25 protein-coding genes are annotated in these 23,800 nt (G+C 40.2%); 17 read left to right on the top strand and 8 right to left on the bottom strand.

Features of this window, described 5'->3' with window-relative positions; translation table 11 throughout:
• Positions 1-166 precede the first annotated feature (166 nt).
• Both ACPF64_RS04510 and ACPF64_RS04505 read left to right on the top strand, forming a co-directional pair.
• Complete coding sequence (locus tag ACPF64_RS04510; protein WP_056484159.1) at positions 167-892, top strand: FKBP-type peptidyl-prolyl cis-trans isomerase; 726 nt, start codon at positions 167-169, stop codon at positions 890-892.
• 49 nt (positions 893-941) lie between these two features.
• Positions 942-1,637, top strand: a complete 696-nt coding sequence (locus ACPF64_RS04505) for an FKBP-type peptidyl-prolyl cis-trans isomerase (protein WP_426455672.1) — start codon at positions 942-944, stop codon at positions 1,635-1,637.
• A gap of 49 nt (positions 1,638-1,686) precedes the next feature.
• Here ACPF64_RS04505 and murJ read toward each other — a convergent pair whose 3' ends face one another.
• Together murJ and ampD are read right to left on the bottom strand one after the other, a co-directional pair.
• A complete protein-coding gene (murJ, locus tag ACPF64_RS04500; RefSeq protein WP_171058522.1) occupies positions 1,687-3,237 on the bottom strand; it encodes a murein biosynthesis integral membrane protein MurJ in 1,551 nt (516 codons plus the stop codon).
• Positions 3,238-3,309: 72 nt separating this feature from the next.
• Positions 3,310-3,879 (bottom strand): 1,6-anhydro-N-acetylmuramyl-L-alanine amidase AmpD, encoded by a 570-nt coding sequence (ampD, locus tag ACPF64_RS04495; RefSeq protein ID WP_426455671.1) that lies wholly within the window; start codon positions 3,877-3,879, stop codon positions 3,310-3,312.
• Between the two features lie 171 nt (positions 3,880-4,050).
• Between ampD and nadC the strand changes: the two genes are divergently transcribed.
• Positions 4,051-4,896 carry a carboxylating nicotinate-nucleotide diphosphorylase gene (gene nadC, locus ACPF64_RS04490; RefSeq protein WP_426455670.1) on the top strand — a complete coding sequence of 282 codons (846 nt, stop codon included), beginning with the start codon at positions 4,051-4,053 and terminating at the stop codon, positions 4,894-4,896.
• On the opposite strand, the gene ACPF64_RS04485 is transcribed toward nadC, so the two are convergent.
• Both ACPF64_RS04485 and ACPF64_RS04480 read right to left on the bottom strand, forming a co-directional pair.
• Positions 4,893-5,060: a hypothetical protein gene (locus ACPF64_RS04485; RefSeq protein ID WP_005049256.1), complete on the bottom strand. Its 168-nt coding sequence runs from the start codon at positions 5,058-5,060 to the stop codon at positions 4,893-4,895. The genes nadC and ACPF64_RS04485 overlap by 4 nt on opposite strands.
• A gap of 424 nt (positions 5,061-5,484) precedes the next feature.
• Positions 5,485-7,653 (bottom strand): phosphocholine-specific phospholipase C, encoded by a 2,169-nt coding sequence (locus tag ACPF64_RS04480; RefSeq protein WP_426455669.1) that lies wholly within the window; start codon positions 7,651-7,653, stop codon positions 5,485-5,487.
• Positions 7,654-7,693: 40 nt separating this feature from the next.
• Between ACPF64_RS04480 and ACPF64_RS04475 the strand changes: the two genes are divergently transcribed.
• Complete coding sequence (locus tag ACPF64_RS04475) at positions 7,694-7,831, top strand: hypothetical protein (protein ID WP_016801802.1); 138 nt, start codon at positions 7,694-7,696, stop codon at positions 7,829-7,831.
• A gap of 111 nt (positions 7,832-7,942) precedes the next feature.
• Here ACPF64_RS04475 and rph read toward each other — a convergent pair whose 3' ends face one another.
• From rph to ACPF64_RS04460, 3 genes are all read right to left on the bottom strand, one after another.
• Complete coding sequence (gene rph / locus ACPF64_RS04470) at positions 7,943-8,659, bottom strand: ribonuclease PH (RefSeq protein ID WP_003655775.1); 717 nt, start codon at positions 8,657-8,659, stop codon at positions 7,943-7,945.
• 174 nt (positions 8,660-8,833) lie between these two features.
• Positions 8,834-9,997: a fatty acid desaturase family protein gene (locus tag ACPF64_RS04465; RefSeq protein WP_426455668.1), complete on the bottom strand. Its 1,164-nt coding sequence runs from the start codon at positions 9,995-9,997 to the stop codon at positions 8,834-8,836.
• A gap of 33 nt (positions 9,998-10,030) precedes the next feature.
• The gene (locus ACPF64_RS04460; protein WP_426455667.1) at positions 10,031-11,056 is read right to left on the bottom strand and encodes a ferredoxin reductase; all 1,026 of its coding nucleotides are present in this window, start codon (positions 11,054-11,056) and stop codon (positions 10,031-10,033) included.
• 173 nt (positions 11,057-11,229) lie between these two features.
• On the opposite strand from ACPF64_RS04460, the gene ACPF64_RS04455 reads away from it, so the two are divergent.
• Together ACPF64_RS04455 and ACPF64_RS04450 are read left to right on the top strand one after the other, a co-directional pair.
• Positions 11,230-11,868, top strand: a complete 639-nt coding sequence (locus tag ACPF64_RS04455; protein ID WP_003655781.1) for a TetR family transcriptional regulator — start codon at positions 11,230-11,232, stop codon at positions 11,866-11,868.
• A 137-nt stretch (positions 11,869-12,005) separates the two neighbouring features.
• Positions 12,006-12,653, top strand: a complete 648-nt coding sequence (locus ACPF64_RS04450) for a TetR/AcrR family transcriptional regulator (RefSeq protein WP_004640346.1) — start codon at positions 12,006-12,008, stop codon at positions 12,651-12,653.
• A gap of 108 nt (positions 12,654-12,761) precedes the next feature.
• Here ACPF64_RS04450 and ACPF64_RS04445 read toward each other — a convergent pair whose 3' ends face one another.
• A complete protein-coding gene (locus ACPF64_RS04445; protein ID WP_080026060.1) occupies positions 12,762-13,379 on the bottom strand; it encodes a thiol:disulfide interchange protein DsbA/DsbL in 618 nt (205 codons plus the stop codon).
• A 180-nt stretch (positions 13,380-13,559) separates the two neighbouring features.
• Here ACPF64_RS04445 and ubiG point away from each other — a divergent pair, with 180 nt between their 5' ends.
• The 11 genes from ubiG (at position 13,560) to ACPF64_RS04390 (ending at position 23,634) form a co-directional block, all read left to right on the top strand.
• The gene (ubiG, locus tag ACPF64_RS04440) at positions 13,560-14,273 is read left to right on the top strand and encodes a bifunctional 2-polyprenyl-6-hydroxyphenol methylase/3-demethylubiquinol 3-O-methyltransferase UbiG (protein WP_003655787.1); all 714 of its coding nucleotides are present in this window, start codon (positions 13,560-13,562) and stop codon (positions 14,271-14,273) included.
• Positions 14,270-14,971, top strand: coding sequence for an HAD family hydrolase (locus ACPF64_RS04435; RefSeq protein ID WP_426455666.1), 702 nt, complete (start codon positions 14,270-14,272; stop codon positions 14,969-14,971). The genes ubiG and ACPF64_RS04435 overlap by 4 nt, the downstream gene beginning before the upstream one ends.
• A gap of 68 nt (positions 14,972-15,039) precedes the next feature.
• Positions 15,040-15,786: a YciK family oxidoreductase gene (locus ACPF64_RS04430; protein WP_005049267.1), complete on the top strand. Its 747-nt coding sequence runs from the start codon at positions 15,040-15,042 to the stop codon at positions 15,784-15,786.
• Between the two features lie 217 nt (positions 15,787-16,003).
• Positions 16,004-16,417: an RcnB family protein gene (locus tag ACPF64_RS04425; protein WP_426455665.1), complete on the top strand. Its 414-nt coding sequence runs from the start codon at positions 16,004-16,006 to the stop codon at positions 16,415-16,417.
• Positions 16,418-16,660: 243 nt separating this feature from the next.
• Positions 16,661-16,990: an RcnB family protein gene (locus ACPF64_RS04420; protein ID WP_004640333.1), complete on the top strand. Its 330-nt coding sequence runs from the start codon at positions 16,661-16,663 to the stop codon at positions 16,988-16,990.
• 121 nt (positions 16,991-17,111) lie between these two features.
• Positions 17,112-18,467 (top strand): amino-acid N-acetyltransferase, encoded by a 1,356-nt coding sequence (argA, locus tag ACPF64_RS04415; protein ID WP_426455664.1) that lies wholly within the window; start codon positions 17,112-17,114, stop codon positions 18,465-18,467.
• Between the two features lie 332 nt (positions 18,468-18,799).
• A complete protein-coding gene (locus tag ACPF64_RS04410) occupies positions 18,800-19,768 on the top strand; it encodes a sulfonate ABC transporter substrate-binding protein (protein ID WP_017389269.1) in 969 nt (322 codons plus the stop codon).
• A 72-nt stretch (positions 19,769-19,840) separates the two neighbouring features.
• A complete protein-coding gene (locus ACPF64_RS04405; RefSeq protein WP_426455663.1) occupies positions 19,841-20,824 on the top strand; it encodes a sulfonate ABC transporter substrate-binding protein in 984 nt (327 codons plus the stop codon).
• Between the two features lie 26 nt (positions 20,825-20,850).
• Positions 20,851-22,026 carry an FMNH2-dependent alkanesulfonate monooxygenase gene (gene ssuD / locus ACPF64_RS04400; RefSeq protein WP_426455662.1) on the top strand — a complete coding sequence of 392 codons (1,176 nt, stop codon included), beginning with the start codon at positions 20,851-20,853 and terminating at the stop codon, positions 22,024-22,026.
• Positions 22,023-22,820 carry an aliphatic sulfonate ABC transporter permease SsuC gene (gene ssuC / locus ACPF64_RS04395; RefSeq protein ID WP_003655804.1) on the top strand — a complete coding sequence of 266 codons (798 nt, stop codon included), beginning with the start codon at positions 22,023-22,025 and terminating at the stop codon, positions 22,818-22,820. The genes ssuD and ssuC overlap by 4 nt, the downstream gene beginning before the upstream one ends.
• A gap of 13 nt (positions 22,821-22,833) precedes the next feature.
• Entirely contained in the window at positions 22,834-23,634 is an 801-nt protein-coding gene (locus ACPF64_RS04390) for an ATP-binding cassette domain-containing protein (protein ID WP_133747859.1), read from the top strand.
• Positions 23,635-23,800: the final 166 nt, after the last annotated feature.

Here is a 23,800-nt window from a genome sequence, read left to right as displayed (position 1 = left end):
TCAAATGATCCGGTTTTTTATTTAAGATTTTTTAAGTATATCCCTACTAAAACTAACTAAAATATATAAAAAACCACTCGTTTTTTTTCTTAAACATTCTATGCTTAAGCATGCTAAGATCAAAAGCAGCCTTTTTAGACTCAAATGATTATTTTTGGAACCTTTTATGAGTAAAGCCTTACCCATTGCTGTCGCTGTAGTTTTAGGCGGTGCTGCACTTGTACCAGTATATTATGCAAGCCAACATCCGACCACAGAAGTCGGAAGCAAAGCAAATAAAAATGCCACCCCAATTGAAAAAATTAGTTATGTTCTTGGATATGAAGTTGCTCAGCAAACTCCGCCTGAACTAGATACAAAATCATTTGTGAAAGGGATTCATGATGCTCGCAGCAAGCAGCCAAGTGCTTATACTCAAGAAGAGTTAAAAGCTGCTGTAACCGCTTATGAAAAAGAATTACAGCAAAAAATGCAGCAACAGAATAAACCAGAACAAGCTGCTGGTGTTGCTCCTGAGTCTGCCGATGCTCAATTTCTTGCAGAAAATAAAACAAAAGCTGGTGTAAAAACTACGGCGTCTGGCTTGCAATATATCATTACTAAAGAAGGCACAGGTAAACAACCCACTGCGCAGTCTATGGTTAAAGTACATTATGAAGGCCGTTTAATTAATGGTCAGGTTTTTGATAGTTCATATAAGCGTGGTGAGCCAGTTGAGTTTCCACTCAATCAGGTTATTCCAGGCTGGACTGAAGGACTTCAATTGATGAAAGAAGGCGGTAAAGCGACGTTCTTCATTCCATCAAATCTTGCCTATGGCCCTCAGGAAGTTCCTGGTATTCCAGCAAACAGTACACTGATTTTTGATGTAGAACTCATTTCAGTGAAATAAAAACATTCAGGAGAGTAGAACACTACTCTCCTTTTTTTTGGAAAACGGCATGAAAAAAATTGGTCTAATTATTGCAACATCAACAATGAGTTTATCTGTTCTTGCTGCAACTCCTATAACGAATAAAAGCCCAGCAAAAGAACAATTTAGCTATAGTTATGGCTATTTGATGGGTCGTAATAATACTGATGCATTAACAGATCTAAATCTTGATACTTTTTACCAAGGTCTTCAAGAAGGCGCACAAAGTAAAACAGCACGCCTAACTGATGAAGAAATGGCAAAAGCGATTAATGACTATAAGAAAACCTTAGAAGCCAAACAACTCGTCGAATTTCAAAAAACAGGTCAACAGAATGCCCAAGCAGGTACAGCATTTCTTGCTGAAAATGCAAAAAAATCAGGTGTAATCACGACTAAGTCTGGTCTTCAATACCAAGTATTAAAAGAAGGTAATGGTCAAAAGCCGAAAGCCACATCTCGTGTTAAAGTGAATTATGAAGGTCGTTTACTCGACGGGACCGTATTTGATAGTTCGATTGCCCGTAATCATCCAGTTGAGTTTCAACTCAGTCAAGTGATTACAGGTTGGACAGAGGGTCTACAGACCATGAAAGAAGGCGGAAAGACTCGCTTCTTTATTCCAGCTAATCTTGCTTATGGTGAGGTCGGTGCTGGCGACAGTATTGGCCCAAACAGTACTTTAATTTTTGATATTGAATTACTACAAGTTTTACCGAAATAAATTCATTAGATATAAAAAAAGCGATCAGTTAAGATCGCTTTTTTTATTTTTAGTGTTTTAAGTCTCTAGGACGAAAACCTGTAACGACGAGAGCAACCAGATAAGCGACTACGCCGACTACACACAATCCAACCACTTCGGCAACACGTAACCACTGTGAAAGTTCACCGTTATACCAATTTAACGCAAACCAAAGTGCTCCAATCATGGCAAGGTTCGCTAAACCATATTGAAGAAACAGCTTTTTCCAATGTGAACCAAATCGAAAAATATTCCGCTTATGCAAATAGAAGTAGAGTAAACCTGCATTCACCAAAGCCGAGCCTGAAGATGCCAAAGCAAGTGCCATATGCTCTGCGTGCCAATCAATCAGCTTAAAGAAACCAATAAATATAACGTTTAAAATAGCATTCGCTGCGACTGACATTAAACCGACACGTACAGGTGTTTTGGTATCTTGCTGTGCATAGAAACCTGGAGCAAAGACTTTAATCAGCATAAACGAAATCACGCCAGCGCTCATACATTGCAGTGCTAGAGCTGTCATTTGTGTATCACGTAGGTCAAACTCGCCACGCTGGAATAATGCCTGAATAATCGGTGTAGAAAGCATAAATAAGGCAATACTTGCTGGTAAGCCAACCAATACAATAATTTTTGCAGCCCAGTCGATCATACCGCGGAACTTTGCTTGATCTTGTTCTGCATGACGGGCAGAAAGTGAAGGTAAAATCACTGTACCAATCGCAACACCAATTAAACCTAACGGCAATTCAGTCATACGCTCTGCACTGTAGAGCCAAGATACTGAACCATCTTGCATGAAAGAGGCCCAAATCGTATTTAATAACAGGTTAATCTGGGTAACAGATACCCCAAATAATGCTGGCAGCATTAATTTTAAAATACGTTCTACACCTTCGTGTTTAAAATCAACTTTAGGTGGGATCAGAAGATTTTTACGCCATAGCTCTGGAATTTGTATCGCTAACTGCAAAACACCCGCCACAACAACTGACCAGCCTAATGCTTTGATCGGTTCAGCCATATACGGCGTAAGCCACCATGCACCAGCAATCATCGCGACATTCAGCAAAACTGGTGAAAAAGCTGGTGAAGCAAAAGAACCATAACTATTTAAAATACTGCTGGCAAAAGCAGTCAGTGACATAAACAGTAAATAAGGAATGGTCAGTCGGAACATGCTGACAGCTAAATCGAACTTTTCAGGATCGCTATGGAAACCTGGTGCGTACATATAGATGATCGCAGGCGCTAAAACCATAGCCACAAAAGTCAGTAAGGTCATGATTGTCAGCAAACAGCCAAATACCCGACTAATTAAGATCTGCACTTCAGCGTGTGCTCGGCCTGTTTTATATTCAGTGAGTACCGGAATAAAGGCCTGAGAAAAGGCGCCTTCGGCAAATAATCGTCGAAAGAAGTTGGGAATACGAAAAGCGACGACGAAGGTATCAAAATCTTTACCCGCACCAAACACGTTGAGCAATACGACGTCACGCACTAACCCTAACACTCGTGACAACATCGTCATTGCACTGACAATAAAAGTCGATCGCCATAATGCCATCGTACTCACCTACAGCTATATTCGAAAGACGCTATTGTAATGAAACTAGAAAATCTTTTCGTTGTGAAATGATGAACAAACTCAAGTTTTTTTCTTACCCAACAATTGTCTAAAGTGCTGCCATTTAAAATAAGGTCCCGGATCAGTTTTTCGGCCAGGTGCAACATCTGAATGTCCTGCAATATGGTTTTTAATTTCAGGATAAGCCTGACGAATGGCAGTAACGACGTCGGTTAATACATTGTATTGTACTTCTTCAAAGGGCAAATCATCACTCCCTTCAAGCTCTATACCAATTGAATAATCATTGCATTCCACTTTGGCTAAATAACTCGAACGCCCTGCATGCCATGCCCGATCATTAAAATTAACGAACTGTAGCACTTCCCCACTACGTAAAATCAGCAAATGCGTAGAAACCTGCATCCCTTCAATGGTCTGGAAATAAGGATGGACTGACCAATCTAACTTGTTTTGAAAAAACTGCTCAATATACCCGCCTCCAAATTGAGACGGCGGCAAACTAATATTATGAACCACAATCATTTGAATTTCGGTACCAGTCGGACGCTGGTTAAAATTTGGAGAAGGGATTTGTCTCGCCCCTTTTAATTGCCCATCTATAACTTCATACGGTGTGATTTGCTTCATTGAGATGCCAATAAATTGCTTGCCAATTGTTTTAGTTTAAAACAGTTATCTACTTTTCAAAGTAGTAAATGCGATTGTTTATCGCGATTAATCTGATAAAACAGCTTATTTTTAAAGTCGACGGTGCTAATATATCGCAAGTTTTAGGGTCATCGACAAAATGGAAACCGTATGAGCATACCTCAGTCTTTGCTTGAACAATCAATTCAAATCAATATTCAACAAGCATTACAAGAAGATATTGGGGACGGTGATATTACCGCTATGCTCACACCCGAAGATGAGCAAGCCACTGCGACTATTATTAGCCGTGAAGATATGGTCTTAGCTGGCCAACCTTGGGTAAATGCACTCATCTCAGCTTATGACAATACCGTTCAGGTGACTTGGTTAAAACAAGAAGGTGAGCGTGTTGCTGCAAACGAAGCATTTTTAAAGCTTGCTGGTTCTGCACGTAGCTTACTCACTGTAGAGCGCCCTGCTTTAAACTTTATTCAAACTTTATCTGCGGTTGCAACAAAAACAGCTGAATATGTTCAACAGCTCGAAGGTTTAAATACAAAACTCCTCGATACACGCAAAACCTTACCGGGCTTACGCATTGCACAAAAATATGCTGTAGCTATCGGTGGTGGTCAAAACCATCGTCTAGGTTTATTTGACGCTTTCTTAATTAAAGAAAACCATATTATGGCGGCTGGTGGTATTGCTCAGGCAATTACCAAAGCCCATCAAATTGCACCGGGTAAACCTGTTGAAGTCGAAGTTGAAACTTGGGATGAGCTAAACCAAGCACTTGAAGCAGGTGCTGATATTGTTATGCTAGACAACTTTAGTCAACAAAAAATGATTGATGCTGTAAAACATGTTGCAGGCCGTTGTAAGTTAGAGGCATCAGGTAATATCACCATTGAAAACTTGCGCGAAGTTGCCACCACAGGTGTTGACTACATTTCTATGGGCGTGCTGACTAAAGACGTTAGAGCTGTTGATTTATCAATGCGTTTTAATGCTTAAATAAAGTCCACGTCGTTATTCGTATTTTTTTGCGACTTGGTCATGTCCGCTGCTTGTGTTTTTTGCCATGCTGACTGAGTCGCTTGTGCCCCACTATCACGTGGGTCAGCAGCCATTAAAACAAATGTCACTACTGCTAATAATACAATAAAACCTTGTAGCATAAATTTTCCCCATCACTCTTAAAAAATTAAGATCCTACAATAAAAGATAAATATGACCAGGCTTAGGAGATTCTGTTACAAAAGGTAAGTCTTTATTTTTATTATTCATCTACACAACAAGATATTACCTCTCTTAATTTATATTTCCCATCATTAGATTGTGCGAGATGTCATCTACAACCTGAGCAAGACAAAGCGATTATAGCTTTGTCGAAGCGCAAAAATGTTTTAAGCCTGTCTTTGTCTTTCGGTACGTAACAAAGATTAATTAATCTTTGTTACGTACCTCACTTTGGGCAAAACCAAAGTAACGAATTAGCTACTTCCACTGGATGAATAAGCGATAAGACTCCATCGTGCTAGCTAATTTAAAATAAATTATTAACCCAAAACTTCAGCTTAATCACTCATCCGTTATAGCAACTTAAGACTCTAAATAACCCATATATGGATCAGAAATTGAATCTTCTTGAGTTTCAATACGTCCTGCAAAGCGACGGCTAAAAGTAGCATCATCAGCTAATGTCACAGTGAAGTCATACCAACCACCAAATTCAGACATATCCCAAACCAGTTCTTTTTCAGAATGATCGGTTTCTATATTCCATGTCTTATTTGCAAGATAAGCATTTGCTTTGACTGTCAGCTTGACTGACTTACTACCATCATGACGAACTTTTAAATATAAATTCGCATCACACTCTTCTACACACACTCTAATTTCCGGCAATGCTTGAGTCTGGTTAACTTGGCTTAAATTACCTTTAAATGCGCGATGGAAACCATTTGGACCGAGTACCCACAAATCGTACTGCCCATTTGTAGCATTCCAGACATCATCTAACTGTTTACCCGCTTCAACCATATAACGGCGTGGAATCGCTGTAAGATCTAATCGGTTATACACATGGAAAACCGCTGCCTGTTTACCTGTATTTGAAAACATCAGCTTGACTGTCTTTTGTGCTGCATCAACTTTAGCACTGGTATGCAAAATATAAGGCAAAGCACGTGAAGGTCTAATACCCATTTCCTGCTGTGCAAATTGTTGCTGGCTTGGAACCGGAACTTGTGGCAATAAAGCTTGAGCAACACGAATCGCATCGGCTTCTGCTTTTGTTTTCTTACCTACTAACTCATTTACAGGCAAAAGGTTCGGAGTTTTAAAATCAAAAGCCGTCGTTAAATCACCACATACAGCACGGCGATATGGGCTGATATTCGGCTCTTGCACACCAAAGCGTTTTTCCAAGAATTGTAAAATAGAAGTATGGTCAAAGACTTGTGAATTCACCCATCCCCCACGACTCCATGGTGAAATCACATACATTGGAACGCGTACACCCGGTCCATAAACACGTCCATCTGTTGCGGGTTGAGATTTTGCTGTAGCTACTGCTGGATGATTAAAGTACTCATAAGACACTTGTTGATCACTTAAAGTCGTTTTCCCCTGAACTACACCTTTTTCATCTTTAGATGGTGCACTTGGTGAAGGAATATGATCAAAGAAACCATCATTCTCATCAAAGTTCACTAATAAAACCGTCTGACTCCAAACTTGAGGGTTTTCAGTTAAAGCATTTAATACTTCCTGAATATACCAAGCACCCTGTACAGGGCTAGATGGCCCTGGATGTTCACTGTAGGTCGCAGGAGCAACCAACCAACTGACTTGCGGTAATTTTCCTTGAGCAATATCTGTTTTAAAAGTTCCTAAAAAACCACCATCCGGCATGGTATTGGCAATACCCTTATAAAGCGGCTGTGTTGCATCGATTTTTTCATCGTATGCAGGGCAAACGAGAACATCATTACTTACAGGTTGCCCTGACTGCTCATTTGCACGGCGGTACTGTTTGAAACCGGCTAGAGGATTGTCGGTAAAGTTATCCGGCATATTTTGATAGATTTTCCAACTAACGCCAGCCTGTTGTAAGCGCTCAGGATAAGTCGTCCATTCATAACCCTCATTTGAAGGACCAATACCATCAAACTCATTTACCACACTGGCAACACCTGCACCCGTAGGGCCATTCGTTCCAGTCCAGATAAATTTACGGTTTGGATTGGTACCTGCATGCATCGCACAGTGGTAAGCGTCACAAATGGTAAAAGCATTGGCTAATGCAAACTGATATTCCACTTCCTGTTTTTTGTAGTACCCCATTGACTGCGGCTTTTTATGCGCTACCCAATCACTCATACGACCATTATCCCAAGCGGCTTGACCATCCGACCATGAATGAGGCGTACCTGAAACGCGCTGTGCATTTCCTAAGCGGCTATCCAAATGGTAAGGCAATATTTTATTTTTCTTAGCATCATATTGTTCCCAAACCTTTCGGCCTTCGGTCATTGGAATGGTAAAGCGGTCTCCAAAACCACGCACACCTTTTAGTGTTCCAAAATAATTATCAAACGAGCGGTTTTCCTGAGTCAAAATCACGATGTGTTTAACATCTTGAATAGTTCCACTTTCAACTTTGGCATCAATAGCTAAGGCTTTTTGGATACTAAGCGGGAAACTCGCTAAAGCAGCTGTCCCAAACATGGTTTTTGTAGAATTTAAAAGAAATTCGCGACGATTCATTAGTTCTATCCTGAGTTCTTATTATGGTGCACAGTGCATTTTGCAATTACTGGTCGGCGGTGTTGTTGGCGATGAATTATCTGAGTCGTTATCATCGTTACAAGCACTGAGCATGAGTGCTAAAGACGTAATTAATAAAAGTGAAAGTTTTCGCATTGGTTTTTTCCAAACGGTTTAAATGCGAACTACTAATAAAGCGTAAAAGTGACAAGCAAGTGATGTTTTTATGTCGATTTGATGAAGGCATAAAAAAACGCATCCGAAGATGCGCTTTTTGGAAAGCGTAAAATTACCAGCCTAAAGCTTCTTGTTGCTTTTTAACGAGCTCGGCAATGCCCTTTTCAGCCATTTCTAACATGGCATTGCTTTGTGCGCGAGTAAACGGTTTGTCTTCAGCAGTACCTTGAATTTCAATAAATTCGCCAGCTTGTGTCATCACTACATTTAAGTCAGTTTGACAGTTCGAATCTTCTTCATAACAAAGATCAAGTAGTACTTCATCTTGATACATACCCACAGAAATTGCAGCAACTAATCCTTTAAGCGGATCATGCTTAATTTTCTTTTGAGACAATAAAACATTCATAGCATCAACCAATGCTACAGCTGCACCAGTAATTGCTGCCGTACGTGTACCACCATCTGCCTGAATCACATCACAGTCGATGGTAATCGTGTTTTCGCCAAGCTTTTTCAAATCGACCATAGCACGTAAGCTACGACCAATCAGACGTTGGATTTCCTGTGTCCGGCCCGACTGTTTACCACGCGCTGCTTCACGGTCACAACGTGAGTGTGTTGAGCGCGGTAACATGCCATATTCAGCAGTGACCCAGCCCTGTCCTTTTCCTTTTAAAAACCGTGGAACCGAATTATCGATACTTGCAGTACAAAGGACTTTGGTGTGACCAAACTCAACCAGAACTGAACCTTCTGCGTAACGGGTATAGTTACGTGTGATTTTTACTTCACGTAACTGGTCTAATTCACGTTGGTCAATACGCATAATCCTTCCTAACTTCTCTTAAATACAAATCTGGGCATAGTATAGCAAAGGATTTTGACAGGTTGAGTTTATTCCCTACTTTCAAATGTAAGTCTGCACTTTTAATGACTCAAAAATAAAAATAGCCCCCTAAAAGGAGCTATTTGGAATACCTTAAACAATGCTCTATCTTTATTAAGCAGTTTTGCCAAACATACCTTTTACCGCCTCAACAAAGGTCCGCTTGGTCGCCACTAAACGATCAACCACATTGTCAGGCAAAGAGTGAACAGCCAGACGTTTATACACACTCAAAATTTGAGATCCAAAGGGCGCGGTATTGTACTGTTGACCGAACTCTGCACAAACTTCACGTACTTTAGGTGCCATCTCTTGATAGCGGTTGGCAGGCACATCAGGAAATAAGTGATGTTCGATTTGATGACTCAAGTTGCCACTCAAGAAATGCATGATTTTACCGCCAGTAAAGTTTGCTGAACCACGGATCTGACGCAAGTACCACTCTGCTTTGGTTTCATTATCAATATTGTCAGTGATAATTTCAGAGTCTTCTGTGAAATGACCACAATAAATCACGGTCGATGCCCAGTAGTTACGGATCAAGTTAGCAAAAAAGTTACCAGCCAATACTGGCAAGAACATTGGTCCTGCAATTAGTGGGAATAGCACATAATCTTTACCAAACTGACGTACCATTTTTTTACGTAGATTTTTAGATTCTACATACACTTCTTTCCAAGTTTTGGTGCCATCAAACAATACTTTTTCCATCTCTAGACGTTGCAAAGCCAGTAGCCATTCAAAACCCGTTGATAATACAAAACCCATTGGCACGTTGAATAAAAAACGAGGTTCCCACTTTTGTTCACGGCTCATGCGCATCACACCATAACCGCTAATATCATGATCCATGCCAAACACATTGGTATAGGTATGATGCTTATAGTTATGGGTATATTTCCAGTCTTCACCCGTACACACCGTATCCCAGTCATAGGTTGCACCATTAAGCGTTGGATCATTTAACCAGTCAAACTGACCATGCATCACATTATGACCGAGTTCCATGTTTTCAACGATTTTAGATACGCCTAGCATAGCCGTACCCAACAACCATACTGGTGGAATCCAACCACCAAACATCAACATGCCACGTGATGCAATTTCGGTGTAGCGTACAAAATTACGTACTTTGTAAATATATTTTGAATCTTTTTCACCGAGATCTTTCATCACTTCAAGACGAATTTCTTCAATGCGGCGACCAAAAGCTTCTGTTTGCTCTGGGGTTAAATGTGCCGATTTTGATGTTGCTTTAATTTCCACTGCCATATTCATAAGGGTATCCTCAAATCTCTTTTATGTTTGTTTTTATAGATCAATCGTGACTGGGCTAAGGGCTTGGTTCACGCATAACTTAATTGCACGATTTGGTTGATCGTCAATTTCACCTGTTAATATATTCTGGGTGACACCACTGACTTTGGTACACGTACATTGGTTGCATACACCCATACGACAACCATGCTGTGGACGTAAACCAGCTTGCTCTGCACTGCTTAATAACGTTGTCGTGGCAAGAAAGTTTTGTTGCGAACGACGGAATATGATTGGTTGTGCTTCATTAAACTGTTCGATTTGAACAGGCATGAAAAACTCTTGATGGAAGTTTTCCAACACATCATGTTGCTTATAAATATCTTGTGCCTGACGCATCATGCCGTGATGACCACATGCATACATTTGTAGGTCTTTAAAGTTCGGGACCAGTTTCGTCAACAATTTCGCATCTAAATGCTGCTTTTGCTCAGCGGTATTAAAAAAATGATATTGAAGCTCTGGATGCTTTTCTGCCAAAGCTTTTAATTCAGCATGAAAAATTTCTGCACGATTAAAGTAAATGACATGAATCTGTTCGAGCTGCTGTTTCAAAGCTTGCTGCAAAAGTGAATAAATTGCAGTAATGCCACTACCTGACGCAATTAAAATCGCAGGTTGCTTGCCTTGGTGCAAAGTAAAATCACCTTGTGGCTGTGAAATCTCAATGCACTCTCCAACATGTAATAGTTGAGCTGCACTAGACACTAAGCCCTGTACTTTAATACCTAAAGAGATTTCACCTTCATTCGTTACTTCAATAATTGAATAACTACGCTGGTGGTAAACCCCATCTATAAGTAGGGTCAATAAAATACTTTGTCCAGCACATACCTGATCGAATTTAAAATTACGATTCGGTTTTAGCTTGATAAGCACCATATCGGTATGTAGAGACTGAACTGCGGTAACTTCTGCAAGTACGCGTTTCCAAGCCCAAGTCACGTTAATTTTCTGCAAAACAAAATCAACGAAATCTTCTCGAACCAAATGTGGCTGATAACTAAGTGTTGCGTTCATACGTTCCTCTTTTGTATCTGGCTATTTATTTGAGTGAACACATGTTCGTATAGTGAACATATGTACACTATATTTATAACTGTTCACTCAGTCAACACTTGTTCACTATTTTTTTTATGAAAGTTTGCTCTTTTTTGTTAGACTCTGGCTCACGGTTTAAATAGGTTCTTTTAATGTCGATACGGGATGAACGAAAACAGCAAAGTCGTCAGGCACTCCTCGATGCAGCCTTGCATCTGAGCACGTCTGGGCGTTCGTTCAGTAGTATCAGTTTGCGTGAAGTTGCACGTGAAGTTGGTTTGGTGCCGACAGCGTTCTATCGTCATTTTCAAGACATGGATGAACTTGGTAAAGAACTGGTTGATCAAGTCGCACTACACTTAAAAAGTGTTTTACATCAATTGGGTCAAAGTTATTTACAACATAAATCTACTAAAACTCAGACCAGCATTGAGCTATTTGTTCAGGCGGTAAATCATAGCCCTAAGCAGTGGCAATTTATGATTTCCGAACGTTGGGGAGGTTCAGAAACAGTTCGTGCAGCAATTGCACGAGAAATCGAATTTCTGATTGAAGATTTGACTACAGATCTCACCAAACTCGAAAATTTCAAACATATTCAACAACCTCAAGACTTAAATGTCTTGTCTACTATTTTGACCAACATGTCATTTACGTGGGCAATGACGTGGCTCAACCTATCTAAACAATATCAAGACGAGCAGCTCAAACAGCAACAAACTGCCTTTATCGAAAATGCCTCTACACAAGTTCGCTTACTCTTTAGAGGGATTGCAAACTGGGAACGGTAAAAGCGGCAAATGACAAAAAACAGGTTATGTGGTAATACGTAAAGAGAGAAAGAAAAAGGCTAAAAATTTCGAGAAAAGTCTTTTTCTTTTTACAGGAAGTAAACTATTAGTTAGGCCAAACTGGTGTGGGAATACCTATGAATCTTGATCGTCATACACAGTTTTTGATGCGCAAAGAAAAAATTCTGAGCGTGGCAGAAAAATTGTTACTAGAAAACAATCAGGAAATTACTCTAGATGAGTTAGTGGCCGAGCTGGATATTGCTAAAGGCACACTTTACAAGCACTTTAGAAGCAAAAATGAGCTTCTACTTGAGTTAATTATTCAAAATGAAAAGCAAATTTTAGAAATTTCTAAAAAATATAATACAGATTTCAAAGAATACGCTCCTCATTACATGCTTCATCATTTGCTTACGCCTGGAAAAACGATTCTATTGCATCAACTTGAAGAAAATCTGACGATGACAGAGTCTAAGTTGAAGCATCTTTTCGAAGAGCTTTATGAAATCCGCCAACAGCGTATTTTGGCTATTAAAGATATTACGGAAAATTATTTAAAATCATTAAATTATGATATGTCGATTCGTGATTATTTGTCTTACATCTGGTCACTGACTTATGGCGCATCATTGCTTTTAAATTCTACGTATTACCAGCGTTCCATTGGTTCTCGCCAGAAATTAATTAATTTATATATTAATCAGGCTTTATCCCTACCTACACAAACTGCTAATTTTGATGTTTTAAATTTTCAAATTGAAGATGAAAACCCAAAAAATTAATTGAAATATTTCGTGATAATTAACAAAAATTTGAACATCGATATAAATTTTAATTGAATAAAAATGGGCTTCAGATGAAGCCCATTTTTGAAGTAAAGCCTAAACAACTTATTTTGCTTTACGTTCTTTCTCAATTAAATAATTAAGAACTTGAGTGACTTTACCATCTTCACCCTGCACAACATATTTACCATTAACTACAACCGCAGGTACGCCGGTTAATTGGTACTGTTGAGCAAGTTTATTTGACTCGGCAACTTTTGCAGTCACAGCAAATGAGTTGTAAGTGCTATTAAATTTCTGCTCAGGAACACCGTAACGAGTAAAGAACTTCGCAGCAGAAGCCTGATCAAAAATTTGTTGACCGTTTACCTGAATCGCATGGAATAATGGTAAATGCGTGCGCTTACGTACACCTAATGCCTCAGATGTATAATATGTACGCGCCCCTTGTTCCCACATTTTATTCATTGCAGCCGGTGTACGTACAAAACGCACATCTTTAGGAATCTGTTTTAACCACGTTTGCATATGTGGTTCAAGTTTAAAACAGTGTGGACAACCATACCAAAAGAACTCTCGAACTTCGATTTTCCCCGGAACTTCCACTTTGCCTGGATTGGCAATCACGGTGTAGTCTTTACCAGCAACAAAATCTGCTGCCATTACACTACCCGATACGGCCATAATTGCTGCACTCAAACCACCCAAAACCAATTTTTTCATTGCTACAGCTTTTCCTCTAAGTTGTTATGCATTAGCTTATGCCCTAAATATAAAACAAATATGCTAAATTCGTTTTGCTTCTGTGAAGTTTTTTATTGGGTTTATCGCTTTTTTCCCAATAATCGCTACACTAACGGCGAACTACATCCAAAAAGATAACTCAAGTTTAGAGGTAGCACCATGTCGCAATTGAATGTTGATTTACAAGAAATCGCAAAGTTTGAAGCACTTGCTGCCAAATGGTGGGATCAACATTCTGAATTTCGCCCACTTCATCAAATTAATCCACTACGTTTAAACTGGATTGATGAGCGTGTAGGTGGTCTTGCTGGAAAAAAAGTACTTGATGTCGGCTGTGGTGGCGGCATTTTGGCCGAGAGCATGGCACGTCGTGGAGCAGATGTACTCGGTATTGATATGGGTGAAGCACCGCTAGCTGTAGGCCGTTTACATGCTCAACAAGACAATGTTCAAAATATTGAATATCGCCAAATTCCTGTAGAAGAATTAGCACAAGAACAAGCTGGTCAATACGATGTGGTGACGTGCATGGAAATGATGGAACACGTTCCAGATCCTGCATCTATTGTAAGAGCTTGTCAGGCTTTGGTTAAACCGGGTGGTCATGTGTTCTTTTCAACCATTAACCGTAACCCAAAATCTTATTTATTTGCCATTATTGGTGCAGAATACGTACTACGCATGTTGCCAAAAGGTACACATGACTATCATAAATTTATTCGCCCATCTGAAATGGCACATGACATTCGTAATGCAGGCCTTACTTTAAAAGAAATGACTGGACTGCACTACAACCCACTGACCAAGCATTACTGGTTAGCGCCAAATGTCGACGTTAATTATATGGTTCACACGATCAATACAGGTGCATGATGAAAGCTGTTTTATTTGATTTAGACGGTACTCTTATCGATACGGCTGCCGACTTCATTCGTATTATTCAGCAAATGTGCCGTGATGAAAGACGTCCGGTTGTTGATGCCGACCTCATTCGCACTCAGGTTTCTGAAGGTGCACGTGCGATGGTTAAATTGGTCTATCCAGAGCTGGATGTGGCCAATCCAATTTTCTTGGCACATCGTCAAAACTTTTTAGATATTTACGGCAATAATATTGTGGTTGATACAGACCTGTTTGAAGGCATGTATCCACTTTTAGAAGAGTTAGAGGCTCAGCAAATTCCGTGGGGTATTGTGACCAATAAACCACGCGGATTAAGTGAATCTCTTTTAGAAAAGTTAAATCTGACCGAACGCTGTGCGGTTTTGGTGTGTCCTGAAGATGTCAGTAAAACCAAGCCAGATCCAGAACCAATGTATTTGGCGGCTAAACAGTTAAATATCCCAGCAAATGAAATTATTTATGTGGGCGACCACCCACGTGATATTGATGCTGGTCGATATGCCAATATGTATACTATTTTGGCTGCATATGGCTATTTACCAATCGAACATCGTGATGATCTCGCTGCATGGCAGGCCGATTCGATTGTAAATACGGTGACAGAATTACACGATATGTTACGTCAAAAGCTTCCTGCTCTACAGGAAAATCAGCGTATGATAAGTTAACATAAGAGTTTTATAGGCTTTTTTAACAGTTATTCGTTTTATCAATATAAAAAGAAGGAGGTTTACCAATGAAATATTCAGAATACCAACCTCGTCCGGATCTACTCAAAGATCGAATTATTTTAATTACTGGTGCTGGCGATGGAATTGGGCGAGCTGCAGCTCTGACTTATGCTCTACATGGCGCAACCGTTGTACTGCATGGTAGAACCTTAAATAAACTTGAAGTTATTTATGATGAAATTGAAAGTCTAGGTGCACCGCAACCAGCAATTTTACCATTACAGCTTTCGAGCGCTTCTGACCGTGATTATGACTTTTTAGTCGATACGCTCGAAAAGCAGTTTGGACGCCTAGACGGTATTTTGCATAATGCGGGTATTTTAGGTGAGCGCGTAGAACTAGCACATTATCCAACCGAAACTTGGGATGATGTCATGGCGGTTAACTTGCGCGCGCCTTTTGCTTTAACTCAAGCATTATTACCACTTTTGCAAAAATCAGAAAATGCCTCTGTCGTATTTACCAGCTCTGGCGTAGGTCGCGAAGCACGTGCCTTATGGGGTGCATATTCTGTTTCAAAAATTGCAATTGAAGCGGTCAGCAAAATTTTTGCAGCGGAGAATACTTATCCAAATATCCGCTTTAACTGCATTAATCCAGGCGCGACACGTACCGCAATGCGTGCTAAAGCCTACCCACAAGAAGATCCGAAAACACTACCTACACCAGAGTCAATCTTACCCGCTTATCTCTATTTGATGGGTGAAGATAGCTTGGCGCTCAATGGTCAAAGTATCGATGCACAGGATTAAAATGTTAAAGATGAAAAGCTAAAGAAAATTACAGCCGATCATCAAATCTGGCTTGCCTATACCTGAAAAGATATATACAAGCCTTTTTTATTATTGATAAAAACTCTTGATCTATCCGTAATTTTAATTGAACCATTAAATGATCTTCACAGTTTCTCTGCATTTTGCGCGTAGAGTATTCAACATGAGAGACATCAGATGTAAACGAGGATGCATCATGAAAAAGTTGTTCACAATCTTAACCCTTTCCATAGCCGTGCTCACTACAAGTATAGCGAGCTTTGCTGATCCTCCTTTTGACCGAGGCCATGGCCACAAAGGTCCTAAAGGTGGAGGACCACGCGGCGAATGGAACGATCGTGGGCCAGGATTTGGACGTGATCATGATGAAGATCGTGTCCGTGACGAACGCCGTATGCGCGAGGAACGTGGCTTTGAACGGCTTAAACAGCATCGCTGGCAGCCGGGCTATGTCATGCCACAGCACTATCGTGGTAATGGCTACAAAGTCGACTATAAAGACAGTAACTTGCCGAAACCAGGCCGCAGTCAACAATGGTATAAAATCAATAATGACTATATTTTAGTCGACACTGATTCTAATAGTATTGTTAGCATCCGTGGTTTTTAAAACGATAGATCCTCGCTATCGCTGAATAAAAAAAGGATAAAGCCTCTGGGTTTTATCCTTTTTTTATTACTTATATATTTTAAAAATAAAAAGATTTTTTATAGTCTTACACTTCGTATTTTCTTAATTTCTTCTTATTTCATCGTTAGTTTTCACATTTATTCTTCGTAGCCTCCACGATTTATCTGTAATTGTTCACTAATCTTTAGTTATTGAAATTTAATTCATCATTCGAGGTTTACAATGAAAAAACTAACAACAGCAATTGTTCTTTCACTCAGTGGTTTAGTTGCAACAACAGCAATGGCAGCACCTAACGATCATAATCACCATGGCAATTACCAAAACCATGAAGTAAAAACCGTTAAAGTAATTAAAAAAGATGACCATCGCAATGTATGGCGAGCAGGTCAGGTTGTACCCCGTGAATATCAACACTCACGTTACGTAATTGACTATCGTCAACATCAGAAATTAACTAAACCGGGTCGCTACCAGAAATGGTACAAAGTGAACGGAAATTATGTGCTGGTAAATGAACAAAGCCACAAAATCATTAGAGTTGTTCACTAATTCTAAAATTCTTTAAACACCCAAACTCTGATTTGGGTGTTTTTTTATCTAAAACATGCGGCTTTAATCTTTTTTGTTTAGAATCATCTCTATATCTTTTTGCTGTTGATTCGAGATCGGTATGCCAAGCAAGTCTTTAGAAAAGTCGCATAATAACACCCAGCATTATGTACACTGGTTTCGACACTCAGCGCCCTACATTAATGCTCACCGCGATAAAACATTCGTATTGATGTTTGGTGGTGAAGCAGTCCGTCATCCTAATTTCGAACATATCATTCACGATATTGCTTTATTACACTCTCTTGGTATCCGTTTAATTCTCGTGCACGGCGCACGTCCGCAAATTAATCAAAATCTTAAAGAAAAAGGAATTGAAACCCCTTTTTATGACAACTGCCGCATTACTACACGTGAATCTTTAGGCTGTGTCATGAGTGCCGTAGGTTCCATTCGCCTAGAAATTGAAGCATTGCTTTCTATGGGCTTAGCGAACTCTCCAATGTACGGCGCTCGAATAGATGTGATATCGGGTAATTTTGTGACTGCTAAACCTTATGGCATTCGTGATGGAATGGATTTCCAGCTCACAGGTGAAGTTCGCTCTATTGATACCGATGCGATTGATCGACACCTCGATAATCATAATATTGTGCTACTGGGACCAACAGGTTATTCCACTACAGGCGAAGTATTTAACTTAAGAGCAGAAGAGGTTGCGACCAAAACTGCAACTTATTTAAAAGCAGATAAACTCATTTTTCTTGGGGAACAACAAGGGCTTCTTAATGAGGGTGAACAAATATTACGTGAGTTAAGCCCACATCAACTCGACTACTATATTCAACAATACCAAACTATTAGTCCGACACTCACTTTACATTTGCAACAAGCCAAAAAAGCGTCTTTATCTGGCGTACATCGCGTACATCTCATTTCATACGCCTATGATGGCGCCCTTCTTCAAGAGTTATTTACTCGAGATGGTATAGGGACCATGATTACCGATGCACATTATGAAGAAGTTCGTACAGCCCATATCCAAGATGTGGGTGGTTTAATGAATTTATTACGCCCTTTAGAAGAAGAAGGCATCTTGGTTTATCGTTCACGTGAACGTCTGGAGCAAGAAATCAGCCAGTTTGCTGTCATTGAACGCGACGGTATGATTCTAGCGTGTGCTGCACTTTATCCAATTCCGACTGAGTTTAACGAAACTCGTTCTGCAGAAATTGCCTGTGTTGCCGTGCATCCAAGTTATCGTAAATCAAACCGTGGTAGCCAAATTCTGCAATTCCTTGAAGAAAAAGCCAAAGAACAAGGTATTCATCAATTATTCGTTTTAACAACGCGTACCGCTCACTGGTTTTTAGAACATGGTTTCCATCAAGTCAGTGTTGATGAGTTGCCCAATGCTCGTCAAGCGCTCTATAACTACCAAAGGAATTCTTTAGTGTTTAAAAAGCTGCTCCCTTAGCCTTTGCTCTTTTTAAGATATTCTTATTTCAGATAAGCTTAGTTAAAAAAGTACAACCATAAATGCTATTAATTTATGGTTGTACTTTTTTTAAATCTCTATTTTTAATGTTTTAATATTTTTTATTTTATTTACATCAACTTAATCACAATTCATTAAACATATTTCTTTTAGATAAATCATTTTTTTGCATAAGTTTATAGCCTATTGTGTTTAGCTTTTTTTTGCATAAATAAAGACCGAATACTTATTTTTTCTGAAATAAAAATCCCTTTAGGGTATCTGCTCACCCAATTATTTTTTCTTTTCTCTTTCGGGGAGCACGAAACCTCATGGCACTTTTCAACACCACTTCATGGGCAAAATATTCAGTCATCGCGGCCAGCCTAGCAGGAGTGATGATGCTAAGTGGTTGTGCCAAAAAAGAGGAACAAGCCACCACAACTTTAAATATTGGCTATCAAAAATATGGCATCCTTCCTATTTTAAAGGCCCGTGGTGACCTAGAAAAAGTACTAAAAGATCAAGGTGTACAAGTAAAATGGGTTGAGTTTCCTGCTGGTCCTCAATTGCTTGAAGGCTTAAATGTAGGGAGTGTTTCACTCGGGGAAGCAGGTGAAGCACCACCTATTTTTGCTCAAGCTGCCAATCCAAATTTGGTCTATGTTGCAAACCAGCCTGCTGCACCAAAAGCCGAAGCATTATTGGTACAAAAAGACTCTCCAATCCACTCTATTAAAGATTTAAAAGGCAAACGTGTTGCTCTTAATAAAGGCTCGAATGTTCATTACCTGTTATTGAAAGTTCTAGAAGCCAACAACTTAAGCTTAAGTGATATTCAACCTGTTTATTTACCGCCATCAGACGCACGTGCTGCCTTTGAAAAAGGTGCGGTAGATGCATGGGTGATTTGGGACCCGTTCTTTGCAGCGGCTGAACATCAAATTCAGGCACGAGTTTTAGCAACAGGTGAAAATTTGGTAAGCAATCATCAGTTCTATTTAGCTGACCGTAAGTTTGCAGAAAATAATCCGAAAGTTCTCAACACAGTTGTACAGACACTTAATCAGACAACTGAATGGGTCAGCACACATCAAGATGAAGCTGCCAAGCTACTCGAAAAACCTACAGCACTTGAGTTTGATGTACTCAAAACCTCCATTTCACGTATGGGTTTTGGAGTTCAGCCAATATCAGACAAGGTGGCACAAGAACAACAACAAGTAGCTGATGCCTTTTATGCGCAAAAGCTCATTCCAAACAAACTTACCATTCAAGACGCCATTTTAAAACTGAAATAAACCCAGCTTGGGCACAGCTTAAATAATCATATAAATGCTGTGCCTGACCTCAAGGGGAACAAGGATATCAATATGCAACATCAGTCATTTTTCAATAAAAGTCAGTGGGTCCAGTTAGCTAAACGAATTAGCGCAGTCACTGTACTAGGTTTAACAATTGCAGCGCCAGCTTGGGCAATTGATCCAACTGTGAAAGAACTTCGTATTGGTTTTCAAAAAAGCTCTATTAATTTTGCGATTGCCAAACAGCAAAAATTATTTGAACAAGAATTTCCAAATGCCAAAGTTACTTGGAATGAGTTCCCTGCTGGCCCACAAATTTTAGAAGCTTTAGCTGTCGGTTCACTTGATGTTGGAGTCACTGGAGATACCCCACCAGTCTACGCACAAGCAGCTGGCAAGCCTTTATATTACATTGCTTATGAAGCGGCTAAACCGCTGGCATCGGCAATTTTAGTTCCTAAAAACTCACAACTGAAACAGCTTAAAGACCTTAAAAGCAAACGTATTGCGCTGCAAAAAGGTTCCAGTTCACACTATTTACTTGTACAAGCCGTACGTAAAGCAGGCCTAAACTGGAGCGACATTACTCCAATTTGGCTTACTCCTGCCGATGCTCGCGCTGCATTCCAAAAAGGTGCCGTTGATGCATGGGCAATTTGGGATCCTTACTTCGCTTCAGCACAACTAGAAGACCAAGCCCGTGTTCTTGCATCAGGTAAAGGCTTAAGTCCGAACTATACATTTTACTTAGCCGCTCCAGATTTTGTTAAACAACATCCTAAAGCGGTTTCTGGACTCATCAAACAAATCAATCAAGCCGACAAATGGGTTCAAAGCCATCAAGCAGAAACGGCAAGTGCCATTGGCCAAAGTACAGGCCTTAAGCCTGCGACCAGTGACTTATTCATTAAACGTCGTCCACGTCCATCATCGGCAGCGCCACTCAACAGCAAAGTTATTGCTGAGCAACAGCAGCTCGCAGACATTTTTACCCAACAAGGCATCATTCCAAAACCAATCAGCATCAAACAAGCTGTTTGGATTGCCAAGTAATTTCAATAGACATATAGGTAATGCACATGAAAATTTTCTGGTTTATTCCTACCCACGGTGATAGTCGCTATTTAGGTACAAGTAAAGGCGCTCGTCAGGTTGACCATGCCTATATGAAGCAAATTGCAGTGGCGGTAGATAATTTGGGTTATGAAGGCGTACTTATTCCAACAGGTCGTTCATGTGAAGACCCATGGATTGTAGCGGCTAGCCTGATTGATGCAACACAACACCTTAAGTTTTTAGTCGCGTTACGTCCGGGTGTAACTACACCAGCTTTAGCAGCACGTATGGCTGCAACATTCGACCGTTTGTCGAATGGTCGCGTGTTACTCAACTTAGTCACTGGTGGCGATGAAGTCGAGCTACGTGGTGATGGATTATATGAAGATCATTCAACACGTTATCAAACAGCCAACGAATATGTGAAAATCTGGCGTGAGATTTTGACGCGCTCACATACGGGTGAAGCATTTACATTCCACGGCGAGCGTTTACAAGTTGATGATGCAAAACTGCTTTATCCACCTGTTCAAAAGCCTTATCCACCACTTTGGTTTGGCGGTTCTTCAGACGTCGCTGTCGACTTGGCCGCTGAGCAAGTCGATACGTACCTCACGTGGGGTGAGCCACCAGCAGCAGTCAAACAAAAGATCGAACATGTTCGTGCCAAAGCTGAGGCTAAAGGCCGTAAATTAACTTATGGCATTCGCTTGCATGTCATTGTTCGCGAAACCAATGAACAAGCATGGGCAGCAGCTAACGAACTTATCCAATATCTTGATGATGCGACCATTGCTGCCGCACAGAAAAAATTTGCACAAATGGATTCTGTCGGTCAACAACGTATGGCAGCTCTCCACGGCGGTAACCGCGACAAGCTTGAAGTATCTCCAAATCTCTGGGCAGGTATTGGCTTAGTCCGTGGCGGTGCGGGTACAGCACTTGTAGGTGACCCTGAAACAGTCGCTGCCCGTATTCAGGAATATGCTGACTTAGGTATTGATACCTTTATTTTCTCAGGCTATCCACATCTTGAAGAATCAATCCGTTTTGCAGAGTTAGTATTTCCACTACTACCAATCGAAACCCGTGCCAAGCTTGCTCAGCCAAATCTAACTGGTCCATTCGGTGAAATTATTGCCAACAACTATGTTCCCGACGAGAAGAAGCAAAATAGTTCCGTCAAGGAGCCTGCATGAGTAAAGATGAAAGTATTGTTTCACGTGGAACAAAACAAATCGGGCAGCATTTGCTGCCTTGGATTTTCCCGATCATCCTATTGATTGTCTGGCAAATTGCATCGAGTTCTGGTCTTTTAGAAAGCCGTATTTTGCCGGCACCCACTGCTGTCATTTCCGCTTTTTGGCACTTACTCGTTAGCGGAGAATTATGGCATCACGTTAAGGTTAGTGCAGGTCGCGCTTTGCTTGGCCTTTTAATTGGGGGCGGTTTAGGTTTGCTATTGGGTTTACTGAATGGCTCTTCGCGGTTTGCCTCTACCCTACTCGATACGACCTTGCAAATGATTCGTAACATCCCAGCATTAGCACTTATTCCACTTGTAATTTTGTGGTTCGGTATTGATGAAACAGCAAAATTATTTTTAGTCGCAGTAGGTGTTTTTTTCCCAATTTATATCAATACCTATCACGGGATTCGATCAGTTGACCCTCAATTGATTGAGATGGGTAAAAGCTACGGACTTTCTCGCTGGCAACTTTACAAAGAAATTATTCTTCCAGGTGCGATGCCTTCTATTCTAGTCGGTTTACGTTTTGCTTTAGGTTTAGTTTGGGTCTTGCTAATTGTTGCCGAAACCATTTCTGCTCAAGCTGGTATTGGTTATATGACCATGAATGCACGTGAGTTTTTACAAACAGATGTGGTACTGGTCGGTATTCTTCTTTACGCCTTACTAGGCAAACTGGCAGATGTCTTAGCACAGATTTTAGAGCGCTATTTACTACGTTGGCACTCTGGATATCAGAAATAAGGGAGCTTAAAACATGACAAATCTGAATTTAAATATTAATCAGAATGACGTGCAGCTCATTCCTGAAGAGCCAACAGAATCACAAGAGCCTACGTTAGGCGCAGAGATTCTGATTGAGCAGCTGTATAAATTTTATGGTGAGGTTAAGGTTCTTGAAGATCTTGACTTACACATCCAACCTGGTGAATTTTTAGCAATTGTTGGTCGAAGTGGCTGTGGTAAAAGCACCTTACTACGTTTAATTGCCCAACTTGAAAAAGCCAGTTTTGGAGAAATTAAATTTAAGTCTGCTCGCCATTTGCGTGAAGGCATTACCAATGATGATATTCGAGTTATGTTCCAAGATCCTCGTTTACTTCCTTGGAGAAATATTCTTCAAAATGTTCAACTTGGACTACCAAAAACCCAACATGCTTTAGCTGAAGAGTTACTAGAAAAAGTTGGTTTAAAAGAAAAATCGGGACAATGGCCTTCACAGCTCTCTGGCGGCCAGCGACAACGTACAGCTTTAGCACGCGCACTATCGCATACGCCACGCATTTTGTTGTTAGATGAACCTTTGGGTGCATTAGATGCCCTCACCCGTCTTGAAATGCAAAGCTTGATTGAGCGCTTGTGGAAAGAACAAGGCTTTACCGCCATTTTAGTGACACATGACGTAAGTGAAGCAGTGCAATTGGCTGATCGTATTATCTTATTAGATAAAGGTCAGATTGCTCAAAGTTTCCAAGTTAATTTGCCACGCCCACGCAAAAAGAGCATTAGTTTTGCCCAACTTGAGCAACAAGTACTCGATGCTGTTTTGGCAACTTAGGTTTGCAATGAGTAATGAGAACCGTTCAACCGAAAAATGCCCAATTTACGAGCAATAAAGCTGCTGTTTTATTGCTCTTTTTTAGGGCGAAATTTTAAAAATATTTTTAAGAATAACAATAAACTAGTTAAATTCTTTATTTTTTGCACAATAGTATATCTATTAC

The sequence above is a fragment of the Acinetobacter sp. KB005 genome (assembly GCF_049949095.1).
GTDB classification, from domain to species: domain Bacteria; phylum Pseudomonadota; class Gammaproteobacteria; order Pseudomonadales; family Moraxellaceae; genus Acinetobacter; species Acinetobacter calcoaceticus.
This window is presented reverse-complemented; position numbering and strand designations above follow the sequence as displayed.